The organism is Microbulbifer regidiadema (SeqCode) (assembly GCF_052467605.1).
Genome location: NZ_CP174316.1, coordinates 3,209,516 through 3,226,618, shown reverse-complemented (window position 1 = coordinate 3,226,618; position 17,103 = coordinate 3,209,516). Strand labels below are relative to the sequence as shown.

The window sequence follows — 17,103 nt, the reverse complement described above, 5'->3', positions numbered from 1 at the left end:
AATCTGAACTCTTTTAAAGAATTAGATTAAATTCTATAAAAAATATTAACTTGCCATTTTTAGCGAAGTTAATTTCTGTTTGGCCTGTTTATATGCGGCCGGATTCAAGGTGTATATATTTTCATGCTCCTCAGGATAATTTTTATAACAATATTTATCACAGTCTCAAAGTCTTGGAAAGATTTGCTCGGTTAATATTTTATCTTTTCATTGAGGGTATCAGTTTATTTGCTTCTTATTTTCGAAATTTATTTACTTTCAAAAAGCTTTAAAGAAATAAATATTGAAAAGAAAATGTGTATAAGCCCGGAGAGGAAAGGTTTGTTTGTCATATGTATGAAATATGCTTCAGTAAAACCAATCAGTTATACGATTTTACTCTCGGCTTACACTGGCTATATGCAGCTGCGTTTAACGCGCTGTAAATTAAGCAGGTATCGATAGTGGATTTCTTTTATTGATATTGCACGGTCGGATTCAGTGACTGGTGCTAGGAGAATACCAGTGCGGCACAGCAGCTGATTATACATAGCCAGTCCCAGTTACTTATTTGCGATAGAGCCAGTGGTTGGGCGAGACGTCAAGCCGCTGGAGAACAGGGTGGGTTTTTCGGCAATACAGTCGCGTTTTTTCTGGCTAAATGTTGACCACTCTAGTCCAATAGCTCCAAATAGTGATCCAGCTGAAAGGGCTGCCCTTTAGGTATATTCAGGCGCCCGCCGTCTTACTGCCGGGCTTACCCCGCCAGTTGAGTACTAGGGAGCTTCCCGAAGTTATTTGGCTGAGAGCGGATTGCTGTCCTCTTGCTTATAATGAACTTTCCCCGCCCATTGCTCGATCCCGCTTGGTACGAAACAGAGAAGTTGACCACCGGGGGTATATAGACCCCAGCGCACTCCTACAGATTGTGGATAACTTAGTGGAGAGAAAAAGGCGGGGCCACAGGGAAAATATTGATCTCTATCGCTAGACGGTTGGAAGGGGGGCGGCAGTGGATTGGATAAGTGGGCTGCGCTCGACCCCTTGCGCCCGCGACGCCGGGCAACAAGGCTTTATGTGGATAAGGTGAATAGGGATTGCGGGATTTATCCCCAGGACCGAAAAACTGAGACTCAAGGTTTTGGTCTCGTCTGCCTGCGGCCTGAGCTGTGCCAGCAGTGGGCTGATTACTAGGAAATCTTGTCTGTGTATAAGATTTTGCCTTCAGGCTGCTGGAGCAAGATCAAGGCGCTTGTCAGTGAATAATCTCCTGAGTTTTCCACAGAGGACGACTCACCGGTGCCACCACCTCGATTTGTGGATAACTGTGTATAGAGTTATCGACAGCAATTGGAATTTAAAAAAATAATTGAAACAGCTTCTGTGAGAAGGCGGTTTTTCTTGTGGATAATCCTGCTTAGGATACCCCGAATCCCTGTTATCCCAATGAAAAAGGATCAAGCTGATGATGAAAGCGGTCGGTTATCAACAGTCCCTGCCAAGCACCGATCAAGCGGCGCTACAGGATATAACGCTACCAGTGCCCCAAGCCTCCGCCCGGGACCTGTTGGTGGAGGTGCAGGCCGTTTCCGTGAACCCTGTGGACACCAAAGTCAGAAAGCGGGCCAGCCCCGATGCGGGTCAGTGGAAGGTATTGGGCTGGGATGCGGTTGGCATCGTGAAGGCCGTGGGCTCGGAGGTGACTTACTTCGAAGTCGGTGACCGGGTCTGGTATGCGGGAGATATCTCCCGCCCCGGCAGTAATGCCCAGTATCAGCTGGTGGATGAGCGCATTGTCGGCCGGGCCCCGAAGACGATCGACAATGCCGAGGCGGCAGCCCTGCCCCTCACCGCGATTACCGCCTGGGAAATGCTGTTCGATCGCCTGCAAGTGGAGGTGGGTAAAGGCGCAAACAACAAGTCACTGCTGATTATTGGTGCCGCCGGTGGTGTGGGCTCCATTATGGTCCAGTTGGCTCGGCGCCTGACCAATCTGACCGTAATCGGCACTGCCTCGCGACCCGAGACGCAAAGTTGGCTTGAGGCGCTTGGGAGTCACTATGTGATCAATCATCAACAGTCGCTCAGTGAGCAGTTGAGCCGTGCGGGCATCGATAGCGTCGACTATGTGGTTAGCCTCACCAATACCGAAGAGCACTTGGCGGAAATCATTAAAAGTATTAAACCCCAGGGGAAATTTGGCTTGATTGATGACCCCGATTCCCTCGATGTGATGGCACTGAAACACAAGAGTATATCCCTGCACTGGGAATTTATGTTTACCCGCTCCCTGTTTACTACCGAGGATATGATTGCCCAACATGTCCTGTTAAATGAGCTGGCAGAATTAATCGATCAGGGATTAATTAAAACCACAATGGGGCAGCATTTTGGCAAGATTAATGCGGATAACCTGCGTAAAGCCCATCAGCTTATCGAATCCCAGTCCGCTAAAGGAAAAGTTGTTTTGGAAGGTTATTGAAAAAGCAATTTTTATCTATCCAGCCACCGCTCAGTGTGGTTGGATAGAAGATAAATTTTCTATATTTTTATTTGACTTCTGCCCTGTACAAATAAATATAAAAAATAGACATAGAAGTCATTTTTATATTTCTCTAGGAATTAAAAATTAAATTTTTATTACTTTTTTTCCTGTCGCACAGCAAATAAAACTCGTGCTATAACCATACCCTGACATTTCTTAGGGATTAATAGGGGTGCTCGATGGTTGCGATAGCAAAAAATAGAAAAAAAACCGGTATCGATGCTGCTGTTATGAATGGCGACATCCATATGTTATTGGATGAGCCCATCCAGCCGCCGGAACAGGTGCGTGAAGAGCGCAAGAAAAAACTCACAGCGGCTTTGCGTCTGTTTGGCAAATATGGCTTCGATGAGGGCGTTGCCGGCCATATTAGCGTTCGCGATCCGGAGTACGACGACTATTTTTGGGTTAACCCCATGGGGGTCTCGTTTAAGCAAATAACCCTGTCGCAGCTATTGCTGGTTAACCATCAAGGTGAGGTGGTTGAGGGCAGCGGTTACCTGAATGGGGCCGCGTTCACGATTCACTCCCATATCCATAAAACCCGCCCGGATATTGTCGCCGCTGCCCACGCCCATTCGATCTATGGAAAAAGCTGGTCTAGCCTCGGACGCCTTTTAGACCCTATTACTCAGGATGCCTGTGCTTTTTACCGGGACCACGGTTTACTGGATACTTTTTCCGGGGTGGTATTGGAAATGGGAGAAGGCGAGGCCCTGGCCAGGGCGTTGGGATCGCACAAGGCCCTTATTCTTCAGAACCACGGTTTACTTACCGTCGGCAAATCTGTGGATGAGGCCGCCTGGTGGTATATCACTATGGAAAAGTGCTGCCGGGCGCAATTACTGGCGGAGGCGGCGGGACAACCTATACTGATTGATCCCGAGGTGGCGATACGCACCCGCGCAGTTGTGGGCACCGAGCTGGCAGGATTGTTTAGCTTTCAGTCTCTCTATCAGGTTATCTGTGCGGAGCAGCCGGATATGTTTGCGTAAGGGGCCTGAAAATTTACGCCCCGTAAAAAGCCGCCTCTCTACCCTGTTTCTGTACTCGCTTAAACGGCCGGATATTGACTGAACAGCAGTTGCTACTGCACAGGGGTCTGTGCCGATAAGAGGTGAGTGGGAATATTAGTGACTAATGCACTACCTGGTTCTAGCGCTGGTGCTGTTATTAGCGGTGGCCATTACCCTGATGATTGCCCGCCTGTCGCCCCTGCCTATTCCTCTGCCCCTACTGCAAATTGCTGCGGGCACCCTGCTGGGAAGTTGCTTCGGGGTAGAAATCTCCCTGGAGCCGGAAGTGTTTTTCCTGCTGTTTGTCCCGCCGCTGTTATTTATTGCCGGTTGGCGAATACCCAAGGGCGCCCTATTTCGGGATATCGGCGTTATTGCCACCCTGGCTATTGGCCTGGTGCTTTTTACCGTTGTGGGTATGGGTTACTTTATCGCCTGGTTAGTGCCGATAATGCCACTGGCGGTAGCTTTTGCCGTGGCTGCGATTTTGGCGCCGACCGACCCCGTGGCGGTATCCGTAGTACACGGCGGTAGCGCTATGCCTGCGCGCCTGGAGCATATTCTTGCCGGCGAATCCCTGTTTAATGATGCCTCGGGCCTGGATATTTTCCGCTTTGCGGTGGTTGCCGCCCTCACCGGGACCTTTTCGCTCCCCCATGCACTGAGCGGTTTTTTCTGGGTTGCCGCCGGCGGTGTGGGGATTGGTGCGGGAGTGGCATTTGCCTGTGGATATACCTTGCGCTGGCTTGTCAGGATGGGGGGCGAGGATGCGACGGTACAGGTTCTGGTGAGCCTGCTGGTGCCCTTTGCCGCCTATATTGCTGCGGATAATTTGCAGGTGTCGGGTATTTTGGCCGCTGCCAGTGCCGGGATTGCCACTCACTATACCACTTTGCGCGGAATGGAAATGTCCACCACCCGAATGGATCGCCGCGCGGTGTGGAAAACGGTGCAAGCTGTATTGGACGGTATTATTTTCGTTTTATTGGGAGAGCAGCTGGTTCGAATTACCACGGCCGACGTTTCCGGTGTGCGCCACACGGGTGAGTGGACCATTATTTTTTATGTGTTAGCAATATTTATTGTCCTGCTTTTTCTGCGTTTTGTCTGGGTGTGGGTCTCGCTGTATCTCGCCGACTTTGGCCGAAAAATAGAATCTTTTGCTGCACACTTTTTACTGGTCAGTATCGTGACCATTGCCGGCGTCAGGGGTGCGATCACCCTGGCGGGTGCTTTTTCCCTACCGCTGCTTTTAGCCGATGGCAATCCCCTACCCGGTCGCGATTTGGCCCTGATTATTGCCATCGGGGTTATTTTGTTATCACTGCTGCTGGCCAGTTTTGCTCTGCCTATGCTTTTGCGTCGCTTACCGCAGACGCCACATTTCGCTGCTATTGGCGATGAAAAAGTGGCGCGTATATCCGCTGCCAAGGCGGCAGTGAATCAGCTGGTCAATATGCGCGAGGAGATAGAGCGGGGTGAAAAAGATCGCGATCTCGCCTTTGAGGCGGTGGATCATCTCTTGGCGATATATCGGCGGCGAACGGCGTTAGGGGAAGATGACAGCGAGGATATTATCTGGATGCGCTCAAGGGTTGAGCGCCACTACCACCTCGCCGCCCTCTCCGCCGAACGCGAGCAGCTGTTCGAGTTGCGCATCAGCAGAAAAATTGATGATGAGCTGCACCGCAAACTGGTGCTTGAGGTCGACCTGATTGAGGCGAGTTTAATTACCCGGGAATAGCGCTTTAGATGGAATTTGTAGAACTGTATTCAGAGCGGGGGCAGTCTGCTTTTCGCTGCAGAAACTTTATCAGCTCACAGGCGCAGCCACTGGGCTATTACTCCCTGCCCTACCCGGCCAAGCAATTACTGTTCCGTGAGTTCTCCCGGGGCCAGCGTTTCGATTGGCACTGCGCCCCGCAGGCGCAGTTTATTCTCTATCTGGAGGGCGAGGTGGCAGTGACGAGTGGCTCTGGAGAACAGCGAATTTTTACTGCCGGCGATATTCTATTGGCCAGGGATTTACAGGGGCGGGGACATATCAGTGAGTGCTTGAGCGCGGGCAGGGCTGCCATCGTTGTGTTGAATGACAGCGCCCGCAGCCGCTAGCGGCTCACTGTTTTTCCGTCTCCGCTTTGCGCTCTTCCCAGTAGTGATCCAGATGCAGATCCTTGTCGCGGCGGTCTTGCTGTAGAGCTTGCAGCAGCTGTTCGCGATAGATCCGGGTTTGCGCAATATGCTGGGATTCATCGCGCCAGTAGGGGAACAGCGCTTCCAGCATACGCTGGTCGTGCCGCTTGAACTTCAGCGCGGCGCGGCGCGCCTGTAGTGGGCTGAGTCCCAGTAGTTCCAGTGCTTTTTCCCCAATTGTCAGGGCCGAATCCACCGTCTCGCGGAAGATATGGCGCACTCCGGCTTCCATCAAAGCATACTGGTGCATGCGGTTGCGGGCGCGGGCGAGGATGATCACATCGGGGAAGTGCTTTTGCAGCTGGGCCACGATTTCCAGGCAGGCGGCCTGGTCGCTCAGGGTGAGGATAACCAGCTTCGCATTTTGGGCGCCGGCGGCGCGCAGCAGGTCCTCTCGCGAGGCATCGCCGTAGTAGGCCTTGATGCCATAGCGGCGCACCAGGTCCAGCTGTTCGGCATTGCGTTCCAGCAGGGTGGTATTGAAGCCGCAGGCATTCAGCAGCCGCCCGGCGATCTGCCCAAAGCGCCCATAGCCAATAATAATTACCGGTGAGTCTGAGTCCACCGGTGGCGATGTGTCCAGGTCGGTGGGAGTTTCCGGGCCGCTAACAAAGCGCGGTTGGATAAACTGTTCGTATACCAGCAACAGCACCGGGGTGAGGGCCATGGTCAGGGCAATTTGAGCCACCAGCAGATTGCCGATATCGGCATTCAGCACCTGCAGTTGGGTAGAGAAGGCCACCAGTACAAAGCCGAATTCACCGGCTTGCGCCAGTGACAGGGCGAACAGCCAGTCCTCCCCCTTCGACATGCGTAAACTGCGCGCCAGGGCAAAGAGTACGGCAAATTTCACCAGCACTAACGCCAGGGCCAAACCGATCAGCAATAGCGGATTGTCCCCGATCAGGGAGAAGTTCAAGCTGGCGCCCACGGCGATAAAGAAGAGCCCCAGCAACAGGCCTTTAAAGGGTTGTATATCCGCCTCCAGCTCGTGGCGGAACTCGCTTTCGGCCAGCAGTACCCCGGCGAGGAAAGTGCCCAGTGCCGGCGACAGGTCCAGCCAGGTCATCACCGCCGCTGCCGCAAATACGATCAATAGCGCACTGACGGTAAACAGCTCGCGCACCTGGCTACCCGCCATCAACCGCAACAGGGGGCCGAGCAGGTAGCGCCCGGCGATCACGAAAGCGAGCATGGTGCCGATAACCGCCGCTGCGTAATACCAGCCACTCAAGCCGCCTTCGTGGGGGCTGACAGCGGTGCCCGCAAGCAGCGGCAGCAGTGCGAGAATGGGAATAACGGCGATATCCTGAAACAGTAAAACCGCAAATGCCGCGCGCCCGCCCTGGCTTTTGAGCAGGCCCTTTTCACTGAGGGACTGCAGCACAATCGCCGTTGAGGACAGTGCCAGAATCAGGCCGATGGCGACCGAAGAATGCCAGTCCATCTCGGCAAAGGCGAGTACCAATCCGGCGATCGCCGCAGCGGAAAACAGTAGCTGGGCGCTGCCGGTGCCGAGGATGGCGCCGCGCATTTTCCACAGTTTTTTCGGCTGTAGCTCCAGGCCGATCAAAAACAACATCAGCGCAACGCCAAATTCGGCGATGTGCATTTCTTCGCTGGCATCGCCGACCAGGCCCAGGGCACTGGGGCCTATCGCCACCCCGGCGAGCAGGTAACCGAGAACTGAGCCGAGGCCCAGGCGGGTGGCAATGGGTACCGCAATCACTGCGGCAGCCATAAAAATTACTGCCTCAATAAGGAAGCCGGAGTGTTCCATTAAATTGTTATCGCTATTTGACTATCGGTTGTTGGGGGTTGTCGCGCTCCGGTTCAGAGAAGGCGCGGCTGCGGCGAATCAAAGGCGCTATGGTAGAGCCCTGTACGACGATAGAAAAGAGCACCACGCCATAGGTCATGACCACCCACAGGTAGCGCAGGTCCTGCCCCTGAACGAAAGCGCTGCCGGGAGGAATAGATAGCGCCAGGGCCAGCGCCAGGCCCCCCTTCAGCCCGCCCCAGATTAAAATCCGGTTGGTATAGGGGTGGTATTTGCGGCGCCTCTTTAAATACAGGAAGGGAATGCCGACGGCGAAAACCCGGGCGGTGAGGACAATCACAATACCCACTGCCATCAGCAGATAGTCGGAGGGGCCCAGGTCGATAGTGATCAGGAACAGTCCCACCAACAGGAACAGCAAACCGTTGAGGAAGTCCTCGGTGATGTTCCAGAAATTATCCAGCTCGTGTTGGCTCACGCGGGAAAAGCCGCGCTCGCGGGTAAAGTTGCCGATAATAATACCGCTCACCACCATCGCCAGGGCACCGGAAACGCCGAGTACATTGGCCAGAGAAAAACCGGCGGTGGGGATCACCATGGTCAACATTAATTCCAGGCTGTGATCGTTGGTGCAGCAAATGGCCCAGTGGAAAACGCCACCAATAATCAGCCCCAGCAGAATGCCTCCCAGGGCTTCTACCGCGAACAGCTCTGCCACTGCCGGCACTGTGGGCTGGCCGCCCTCGAACGCGAGTGCGTAGATCACTGCGAAGACCACAATACCGAAGCCATCGTTAAACAGGGACTCCCCCTCCACCTGAATAGAAACCTGCTCTGGCGCCTTCAGGTTTTTCATAATGGCCAGCACGGCGATGGGGTCGGTGGGCGAGATCAGCGCACCAAATAACAGGCAGTAAACAAAAGCGACCGGCATATTGATCAGCAGTAGGAACCAGTACAGCAGGGCTCCGACCACAAAGGTGGAGATAAGGGTGCCGACGATAGCGAGCAGGCCGATCTCCAGCTTCTGATTGCGCAATTCCAATAGGTCGATATGCAAGCTGCCGGCAAAGAGCAGGAAGCCGAGCATTCCCTTGAGCAGGATATCTTCGAGATTGAGCAGCGGCAGCAGCTGATCTGCCCAGATGCGCAGCTCCACCACCCCCAATTTCCCCAGGGCGGTGACCAGTAGCGACAGGGCCAGGGCGCCGGCGGTAATGGCAATTGTGGTTTGAGCGCGCAGGACGTATTGATTCAGGAAGCCCAGAAAAACGGATACGGCGGCAAGAAAACAAAAGGTGTAATAAACTTCCATGCCGTGTGTGGACTCCAGCGCTAAAGTATTTTCGGATGGTGTTATGCCGTACTGGGGAGCGCCCCGGCGGCAATTTATCTGATGGTAAGTGTGCCGTTATTGTAGTCGTGCAGAGGCTGCTCGATTTCCCTTGAGTGGATATGGGGCAACAGGATTACACCGGGGCGGGTCGCGCGGGCACAAGCGGCCAACTCCCTTGTATATGGGCGCGCAATTGTAGCGGCTCTCGGGCGCCGCACAACCGCCTTTTTCATTTTTGCGCCCGAGGGGATCTCCTCTGCCCCCCGATAAAAAGTGCACGATTGCCTTAGCTTTTTTAATGGTATTTCGTTACTTTTTGCCGGTCGGTTAGTGGATGTATATCGATAACTGATCCCTAATAGGATGTTTATCGCGCCACCTGGGCGCTTTTGCCTTTTCTCGAGTCGGGCTAGCCCCTGCCTAGCACAGAGGTTAGCGCGACAGCGTCTACACTGGTTGTTAGTCCATACCTGCGCATAGATCGAGGAAGTGGTAGTGAGACATTCGACGTTATGCGACGCTGCAAAGTTGGTTGGTCGGGTGCTGATGTCGCTGCTATTTATTTCTGCCGGCTGGAATAAAATTGGCGGCTACGAAATGACAGAGGCCTTTATGGTATCTCTGGGGATACCCGCTCTGCTTCTGCCACTGGTGATTGTTATAGAACTGGTGGGCGGCATTGGAGTGCTACTGGGGATATTTACCCGAATCTCCGCCTTTCTCCTGTTTCTATTCTGTCTGGCTGCGGCTTTTTTGGTACACCTGTCCCCGGGGGATGCGGCAGAAATGACCAGCTTTATGAAAAATATCACTATCGCCGGCGGCTTCCTGATTCTCACCTGCGCCGGTGCCGGCCGCTTTAGTTTGGACCACTGGATGCGTGGTAAGTAGATTTCCGCAGAGAAATTCAAGCCAGTTTCAATTGAGATGCAGTGGGGAAAAACAGGCCGGGCCTATACTGCGGGGAAACAGGTACTGACCTCATGGGATTACCATGAAGCTTTTTATGCTCCGGGTGTTTGCTCTCTTTCGCCTCATATTGTCGCTTGTGAAGCGGGGATCAATCTGGGCCTCATAGGGTTAATCTGAAAACCCATGAGCTGGAAAACGGCGACGATTTTACAAGGATTAACCCAAAGGGGTATGTGCTGGCACTGCAACTTGAAGGTGGGGAAGTGCTGACAGAAGGCCCCAATCGTCCAGTTTTTAGCGGAGCAAAAGCCCGACGCATAACTGGCGCCACCTGTGACTACTCTGGCCCATTACCGGCTTCTCGAGCTGCAGGCCTGCCAGCAGCGAATGGAAGAAAGGCCCGCAGTACAGCGGGCCCTGCAAGAAGAAAATCTGCATGCCGCCTAGTGTAGGGAAACTACCGCGTTAGAATTGAAATTTACGCTTTATTTGCGGACCTCTTCGGGTCAGCAAACTGCTTTTGGTATTGCCCGGGAGATATGCCAAAAGCTTTGCGGAAATGATGGCGGAGGGTTGCGCTGCTCTCAAAGCCTGAGGTTTGTGCCACAAGATCAATCGTTTCCCTTCCGGATTCCAGCGCTTTCTGAGCCACCCGCAGCCGCTGCTGAATCAACCACTCTTTAGGGGCGACGCCCATGGACTGACGGAATTTTCTGTCAAAACTGCGGCGGGAGAGATGAGCCTGATGGGCTAAGTCGGCCACCATGATCGGTTTGTCCAGGTTGGCAAGGGCCCAATCCAGCGCGACCGCGAAATGATCGGGCCTTTTTGTAACCGGGGTCTCTACAAATTGGGATTGTCCTCCCTGTCGATGGGGCGCCATCACCAAGCGCTTGGCCACAGAGTTGGCAAATTCATACCCGTGATTGCGCCGAAAATACTCTATTCCCAGGTCTATCGCTGCAGAGCTACCCGCCGAGCAGGCGAGCTCACCCTGCCATGTGTACAGCACATCCCCAACATACTCCACTTTGGGGAAGCGTTGTTGGAAGCTGTGGGCATAGCGCCAATGGGTCGTGGCTTGTCTGCCATTGAGTAAACCAATTTCTGCAGGCAAGAAGGAGCCAGAGCAGAAAGTCAGAATCTGCCGCCCCTCTGACGCAAAGGCTTTCACGGCGTTGTATATCGATTGCAGCGCAGGGGTGTTGGGCTGCTGTTCGGTGGACCAACAGGGCACTACCAACAGGTCGTAATCTCGTAGGTTATTAATCTGTTTGCACCGCAGGGACACGCCGCCTACGCCCAGCGGCGCTTCTTCAGCAAAGGAGACCACCTCACCCTGATAGCGTACATCCGTACCGGGGCGGAGCAGACAGAACAATTCCGTTGCGCAACCAAGTTCAAATAAAGCGATATGTCGATGAACCAGAATCGCTACACGCTTTGCTTTTTGCGTCCTCACCTCACTCCCCTTCACTCGGAAACCCCAACTGGGTATGGCTTAAACTTAACGAAATGTGGCTTTTAAGCCAATAGTTCCATGGTGGGACAAAGAACAAAATTTACGTACTCAGAAAGTGATTGTTAACCGAGGAGATAACTATGAGTTCTGCCGTAAGTCGCGTTGCCCCAGCTAATAGCCAACAAGCTCTGCAGTATTTTCAGGAATTGATGACCTATGAGACTGACTGCTGGGATGTTCATCATGCTCTTACCAATGGACGTCAGGACTTTGTACTGCTGGACGTTCGCAGTGAAGAAGCTTTCCGTAAGGGACATATCGAGGGAGCCGAGTCATTGCCCTATGCGCAGATTAATAAAGCGCTAGCATCCCGCTATCTGGATACCCCCTTGTTTGTTGTCTACTGCGCGGGGCCACACTGTAACGCAACGGAAAAGGCCGCTATCAAGCTGGCGAAATTAGGGCTCTCGGTAAAAAAGATGATTGGTGGCATCACCGGTTGGATAGACGAGGGATTCAAACTGGTGGAAGGGAGGGGAGACGGTAATTTACAGGGTAAAAATTAGCCCCCTCGCGCAATGCCGTTACTGACAAGGGCATGTTTGCTGCCTTTAATCTATTCATAAGAAGACTGGTGATAAATTGCATATACGCAACGCAAAACCGACAGATACTCGTCAATTGCTAACGATGATGCGCGGCCTGGCTCGATTTGAAGGCTATTTAGCTGAGCTTAAGCTGACAGAACAGGAGCTGACCGAGCGTTTATTTAAGCGGGTGGACTTTCAGTGCTTCGTTGCCGAACAGAATGGGGTAGCTATCGGATATCTGGTTTATTACGTCCTTCCATTCTCTTACGACCTAACCCCCTGGCTGTGGGTTAAGGAACTCTATGTGGCCGATAGTACAGAGCACCGCCGTAAAGGAGTGGGCAAGGCACTGATGGGTTACTTAATCCAAGAAGCCCACAAAAGAGGGAGTGCAAAAATTAAGTGGGAGGTGCTGTCCTCCAACATAAATGCGAAAGCGTTCTATCGACAATTGGGGGCATCCCAAGAAAAGAAATGGGAAGTATGGTCCCTTAACCTACAAACGGAAGCTGGTTGATTAAGGAGCCTCTGAGCAACTCCGCAGCGGCATCACGGAGTTATTCAGAGGTGCTGCCTAAGTATAATTGGCAAAATTACCTTGGAGTAAAGCGCCGGGTCGCTGGGATCTCGGACTCGATCGGTTGGCGAACCTTGGCGACAAATAGTGCAGACAGCAGCGCTACAACAGCACAGCCCGCCATAGATCCGGCAATGGGGGTCAGGGTTCCCGTGTGCAGACTGCTCGCCAGTCCACCCAATATCCCGCCGGTAATAAACAGCGCCGCGCCGTACAGCGCGTTGGCACTGCCGCTAATTTTGGGGAAGAACTCCAAGTAACAGGCGGCGGCATTGGGGCCGGTAATTCCGATACAACTGATTACCAATACCAGGGGGATCATCCACAGGGTCAGTTCTTTAACCCCAGTCATGGTAACCAGCAGCAGAAGGCCGCAGCCCAGCAGTTGCAACACAATACCCGCCAGCAGAATATTGCGCGGCTGAAAAACGTTCAGCAGGCGGATATTCACCTGAACCATGCAAATTAGCCCCAGTACGCAGATACCAAAGAACAGCGGAAACTGACTGGCACTCACTGCGAAATAATCCATAAACACAAAGGGGGCGGTGGTGATGTAGATAAACATCGAGCCGCTGACACAGGACTGGGTAAGCAGAAATCCAATCGCGCGGGGGTTGCGCAAAACCTGACTGTAGCTGGCCACAAGAGAGGTCAGCGGCATCAATTGGCGGCGCGCGCGGGTAAAGCGGGGGACGGTCTCCGGTAGCAGCAGCCGCACCAGCACGAGCATGGCCAGAGCGTATAGCAGCAAGAATACAAAAATGCTCTGCCAACCGCCGGCGGCCAACAGCGCAGAGCCGATCACCGGGGCGATCAGCGGTGCAATCAGCATAATGGTACTGATCAGGGAGATAATTTTTGCCGCCTCGCGGCCGCTGTGTAGATCGCGCACTATGGCGGCGCAGATTACTGTGGCAAAGCCGCCGCCAACCGCCTGGCAGAAGCGCAGGATAATCAGCTGGTCTACATGATCGGCAAACAGGACCAGCAGGGAGCTGGCGATATAAATACCGAGACCGATAGCGCCCACAAGACGCCGCCCCCAGCGGTCCGATAAGGGCCCGCCAAATAGCTGCCCGAGGGCAAAGCCCAACAGGAAGCTGGATACCGAGTACTGCACCCGCTCCACTTCCGTGTCCAGGGCCGCTGCCATCGCTGGAATTGCCGGCAGGTAGCTGTCGATGGAAAAAGGGGTCAGGGAAACGAGGGCGGCCAGCCACACCACCAGCCAGCGCGGTGCTTTCTCGTCCGGAGTCGAAGGGATGGGTTTCATTTTGTTGCTCTGGTACAGCCTGGAGGGATCTTCCCTGGCGGGAAATGGCTATGGTAGAGACGGGCGGGCACATTATCCAGTGCCCGCTGTGGATAAGGGGGAGTTTAGTGCTTGTCTTCGCGCAGTGTGTACAGTCCCTGTTTCAGCTTCAACAGGTGCTCCTGCAACTGGGGGCCTTTGCGCTGGGCTACACCGATGGCGAGAACATCGATCACCACCAGGTGGGCAATGCGCGAGGATAGCGGTGTGTAGATCTCAATATCCTCCTCCACATCCACTTCCAGGGGAATGCTGGCCTGCTGGGCCACCGGCGAGCCGCTGGGGGCCAGGCCAACAACCAGAGCGCCCTGTGCCTTTGCCATGCTCATAGAGCGCAGCAGCGCCTTGGTGCGACCACTCTGGGAGATCGCCACGACCACATCGCCGGCTTGCATGGACATGGCCGACATATTCTGGATGTGGTGGTCGGAGTGGGCGGCGGTGGCCAATTGCAGGCGGAAGAATTTGTGCTGGGCATCGGCGGCGACGGCACCGGAGGCGCCAAAACCGAAGAACTCCACTCGCTTGGAAGCGGCCATCGCCGTGACGGCGGCCTCCAGGGCGCGGTCGTCGATCTTATCGCGGACTTTCAGCAGGGTATCTACGGTGGAGTCAAAGACCTTGCGCTTGTACTCGGCAATGGTGTCTGTTTCGGTAACCGCAATCTGCCCGAAGCTGGGGCTGGAAGCCAGCTGCTGCGCCAGGTTCAGCTTGAACTCCTGGAATCCGGAGCAGCCCACGGCGCGGCAAAAACGCACCACGGTCGGTTCGCTCACCTGGGCCTCGGTGGCCAGGTCGACGATGCGCATATGAATAATTTCATCGGGGTTGGCGAGAATATACTCCGCCACCTTGCGCTCTGATTTGCGCATGGATGACAGTTGTTCACTGATTCGTTGCGTTACTTCCGCCGGTTTCACAGGACTTCCTTCTCTATGCCAATTGGCGCAGTTTAGCCGCTGTGCCCGCCGCTGGCGAGCGACATTACATTGTCAGGCGGGGCAAAATCCTGTTTATTTACACAGGTCTCCCACAGTAGCTCTGGTACAATCTTCGCCCATGGACGTATCTCAGATTTTAGACCCCCTTAACGACGCCCAGCGCGAAGCAGTAGCTGCCGCGCCCGGCAATCAATTGGTTCTGGCCGGTGCCGGCTCGGGCAAGACCCGGGTGCTGGTACACCGCATCGCCTGGCTGATGCAGGTGGAGGGCGCCTCGCCCTACTCCATTATGGCGGTAACCTTTACCAACAAGGCGGCCCGCGAGATGCGCGCCCGTATCGAAGAGCTGCTGGGGGTGAATACCTTTGGTATGTGGGTGGGCACCTTTCACGGCCTGGCCCACCGCCTGCTCAAGGCCCACTGGCAAGAGGCCAAGTTGCCGCAGAACTTCCAGATTCTGGATGCCGATGACCAGCTGCGCCTGATCAAGCGGGTGCAGGCTGATCTGGGGCTGGACGATAAAAAGTGGCCGCCGCGTGAAACCCAGTGGTGGATCGGCGCGCAGAAAGATGAGGGCCTGCGCCCGCAGTATATCAATGCCGGCGCCGACCCCTGGTTGCAGACCATGGTGCGAATCTACTTCGCCTATGAAGAGGCCTGTCAGCGCGGTGGCTTGGTGGATTTCGGCGAGCTGTTGCTGCGCGCCCACGAACTGTGGCTGAATAACGACGCTATTCTGGCCCACTACCGCCGGCGCTTTCCCCATATCCTGGTGGATGAGTTCCAGGATACCAACACGATCCAATACGCCTGGTTGCGCCTGCTCGCCGGTGAGCAGTGCCATATCACCGCCGTGGGTGATGATGACCAGTCCATTTACGGTTGGCGCGGCGCCAAGATTGAGAATATCCAGCACTTTTCCACTGACTTACGGGAAGTGCAGACGGTGCGCTTGGAGCAGAACTATAGGTCCACCTCCACTATTCTGAACGCCGCCAACGCGGTTATTGCCAATAACAGTGATCGCTTAGGCAAGGAGTTGTGGACCAAGGGGGAAGAGGGCGAGCCCATCGCCGTCTACGCCGCCTACAACGAGCAGGATGAGTCGCGCTTTATCGTCGAGCGTATCAATGACTGGGTACGCGCCGGCAACCGCCGCGACAGCATCGCCATTCTCTACCGCTCCAACGCCCAGTCCCGGGTGCTCGAAGAGGGGCTTTTGCGCGAGCAGGTGCCCTACCGCATTTACGGCGGTCAACGCTTCTACGATCGCCTGGAAATCAAGAATGCCCTGTCCTATCTGCGCCTGATCAGTAACCGCGACGATGACACCGCGTTTGAGCGGGTGGTGAATACCCCCACACGCGGTATCGGTGCGCGCACCGTGGAGATGGTGCGCTCCTATGCCCGGGAGCAGGGCTGCTCCCTGTGGCAGGCGGCCAAGTTGATGTTGCAGCAGCGGGTATTGGCCGCTCGCGCCGGCAATGCCCTGCAGGCCTTCCTGGACCTGATTAACCAGCTGTCAGCGAATGCGGAAGACAAGGAGTTGGATGCGGTTGCCGAGGATGTAATTGAAACCAGTGGCCTGCTGGAATTCCACGGCAAGGAAAAAGGTGAGAAGGGGCAGACGCGGGTGGAGAACTTGCGGGAGCTAGTCACTGCCTGTGGCGCCTTTACCGGTGCGAGCCTGCCCGAAGGCGAAGAGGACGAAGAGGAGATTCCGCTGCTCAACCAGTTCCTCGATAGCGCCGCCCTCGATGCTGGCGACGGTCAGGCGGATGAGTTTGAGGATGCGGTGCAGCTGATGACCCTGCACTCCGCCAAGGGCCTGGAGTTTCCCCTGGTATTTATGGCGGGGGTGGAGGAAAACCTGTTCCCGCACAAGATGTCTGCGCAAGAGCCCGGCCGCATGCAGGAGGAGAGGCGCCTCTGCTACGTGGGTATCACCCGCGCCATGCGCAAGCTGTACATTACCTACGCGGAAAACCGGCGCCTGTTTGGCAGTGAAACCTATAACAGTCCCTCCCGCTTTATCGGCGAAATTCCCCCCAACTTGGTGCATGAAGTGCGCCTGAAGACCGAAATTTCCCGCCCCCTCTACCAGGCGGATTACGGCAAGGTGGGGCAGTTTTCCGACCCGGCGCCAGACTTCGATGATTTGCCCGCGCTGGCTCTGGGTGGGCGAGTGGAGCACGCCAGATTTGGTGAGGGAACGGTTATAGAGTTCGAGGGCACCGGCCCTCGAATGCGGGTACTGGTTAATTTTGACGATGTCGGCGACAAGCGGCTGGTACTGTCAATGGCCAACTTGCAGCCGCTTTGAGGCGCAGGCCCTGAGCGAGCTGAAGTGCCACCGAGGGACTAATATCGGCCACCGGCGTACGCCGGTGGCGAAAAGCAGCGGTGAGTTATTCCGGCACAGGCGGAATTCAGCCGCAACATCCAGGTCTGATCAAA

14 protein-coding genes are annotated in these 17,103 nt (G+C 54.8%); 8 read left to right on the top strand and 6 right to left on the bottom strand.

Translation table 11 applies throughout. From position 1 onward, the window contains the following. Nucleotides 1–1,444: 1,444 nt before the first annotated feature. The 4 genes from ACJJIF_RS14785 to ACJJIF_RS14770 all read left to right on the top strand — a co-directional run bounded on the left by ACJJIF_RS14785 (nucleotide 1,445) and on the right by ACJJIF_RS14770 (nucleotide 5,652). Nucleotides 1,445–2,461: a zinc-binding alcohol dehydrogenase family protein gene (locus ACJJIF_RS14785; RefSeq protein WP_444929097.1), complete on the top strand. Its 1,017-nt coding sequence runs from the start codon at nucleotides 1,445–1,447 to the stop codon at nucleotides 2,459–2,461. 242 nt (nucleotides 2,462–2,703) lie between these two features. After that, nucleotides 2,704–3,519 (top strand): class II aldolase/adducin family protein, encoded by an 816-nt coding sequence (locus ACJJIF_RS14780; RefSeq protein WP_444929096.1) that lies wholly within the window; start codon nucleotides 2,704–2,706, stop codon nucleotides 3,517–3,519. A 145-nt stretch (nucleotides 3,520–3,664) separates the two neighbouring features. Then, on the top strand, nucleotides 3,665–5,284 hold the full coding sequence (locus ACJJIF_RS14775) for a Na+/H+ antiporter (RefSeq protein WP_444929095.1): 1,620 nt from the start codon (nucleotides 3,665–3,667) through the stop codon (nucleotides 5,282–5,284). An 8-nt stretch (nucleotides 5,285–5,292) separates the two neighbouring features. Continuing rightward, nucleotides 5,293–5,652, top strand: coding sequence for a cupin domain-containing protein (locus tag ACJJIF_RS14770; protein ID WP_444929094.1), 360 nt, complete (start codon nucleotides 5,293–5,295; stop codon nucleotides 5,650–5,652). A gap of 4 nt (nucleotides 5,653–5,656) precedes the next feature. Here the strand turns inward: ACJJIF_RS14770 and ACJJIF_RS14765 are convergent, their stop codons facing one another. The 3 genes from ACJJIF_RS14765 to ACJJIF_RS14755 form a co-directional block, all read right to left on the bottom strand. Next, entirely contained in the window at nucleotides 5,657–7,513 is a 1,857-nt protein-coding gene (locus ACJJIF_RS14765; protein WP_444929093.1) for a monovalent cation:proton antiporter-2 (CPA2) family protein, read from the bottom strand. A 13-nt stretch (nucleotides 7,514–7,526) separates the two neighbouring features. Continuing rightward, complete coding sequence (locus ACJJIF_RS14760) at nucleotides 7,527–8,828, bottom strand: cation:proton antiporter (RefSeq protein WP_444929092.1); 1,302 nt, start codon at nucleotides 8,826–8,828, stop codon at nucleotides 7,527–7,529. 74 nt (nucleotides 8,829–8,902) lie between these two features. After that, nucleotides 8,903–9,082, bottom strand: coding sequence for a hypothetical protein (locus ACJJIF_RS14755; RefSeq protein ID WP_444929091.1), 180 nt, complete (start codon nucleotides 9,080–9,082; stop codon nucleotides 8,903–8,905). Between the two features lie 262 nt (nucleotides 9,083–9,344). Between ACJJIF_RS14755 and ACJJIF_RS14750 the strand changes: the two genes are divergently transcribed. Further along, the gene (locus ACJJIF_RS14750; RefSeq protein WP_444929090.1) at nucleotides 9,345–9,740 is read left to right on the top strand and encodes a DoxX family protein; all 396 of its coding nucleotides are present in this window, start codon (nucleotides 9,345–9,347) and stop codon (nucleotides 9,738–9,740) included. 499 nt (nucleotides 9,741–10,239) lie between these two features. On the opposite strand, the gene ACJJIF_RS14745 is transcribed toward ACJJIF_RS14750, so the two are convergent. Beyond that, complete coding sequence (locus ACJJIF_RS14745; RefSeq protein WP_444929089.1) at nucleotides 10,240–11,223, bottom strand: helix-turn-helix domain-containing protein; 984 nt, start codon at nucleotides 11,221–11,223, stop codon at nucleotides 10,240–10,242. 140 nt (nucleotides 11,224–11,363) lie between these two features. Between ACJJIF_RS14745 and ACJJIF_RS14740 the strand changes: the two genes are divergently transcribed. Together ACJJIF_RS14740 and ACJJIF_RS14735 are read left to right on the top strand one after the other, a co-directional pair. Continuing rightward, on the top strand, nucleotides 11,364–11,789 hold the full coding sequence (locus ACJJIF_RS14740; protein WP_444929088.1) for a rhodanese-like domain-containing protein: 426 nt from the start codon (nucleotides 11,364–11,366) through the stop codon (nucleotides 11,787–11,789). A gap of 76 nt (nucleotides 11,790–11,865) precedes the next feature. Then, nucleotides 11,866–12,330 (top strand): GNAT family N-acetyltransferase, encoded by a 465-nt coding sequence (locus ACJJIF_RS14735; RefSeq protein WP_444929087.1) that lies wholly within the window; start codon nucleotides 11,866–11,868, stop codon nucleotides 12,328–12,330. Between the two features lie 76 nt (nucleotides 12,331–12,406). Here the strand turns inward: ACJJIF_RS14735 and ACJJIF_RS14730 are convergent, their stop codons facing one another. Then, nucleotides 12,407–13,666 carry a multidrug effflux MFS transporter gene (locus tag ACJJIF_RS14730; RefSeq protein WP_444929086.1) on the bottom strand — a complete coding sequence of 420 codons (1,260 nt, stop codon included), beginning with the start codon at nucleotides 13,664–13,666 and terminating at the stop codon, nucleotides 12,407–12,409. Nucleotides 13,667–13,770: 104 nt separating this feature from the next. Continuing rightward, nucleotides 13,771–14,625, bottom strand: coding sequence for a transcriptional regulator HexR (gene hexR / locus ACJJIF_RS14725; protein ID WP_444929085.1), 855 nt, complete (start codon nucleotides 14,623–14,625; stop codon nucleotides 13,771–13,773). A gap of 139 nt (nucleotides 14,626–14,764) precedes the next feature. Here hexR and uvrD point away from each other — a divergent pair, with 139 nt between their 5' ends. Continuing rightward, a complete protein-coding gene (uvrD, locus tag ACJJIF_RS14720; protein ID WP_444929084.1) occupies nucleotides 14,765–16,969 on the top strand; it encodes a DNA helicase II in 2,205 nt (734 codons plus the stop codon). Nucleotides 16,970–17,103: the final 134 nt, after the last annotated feature.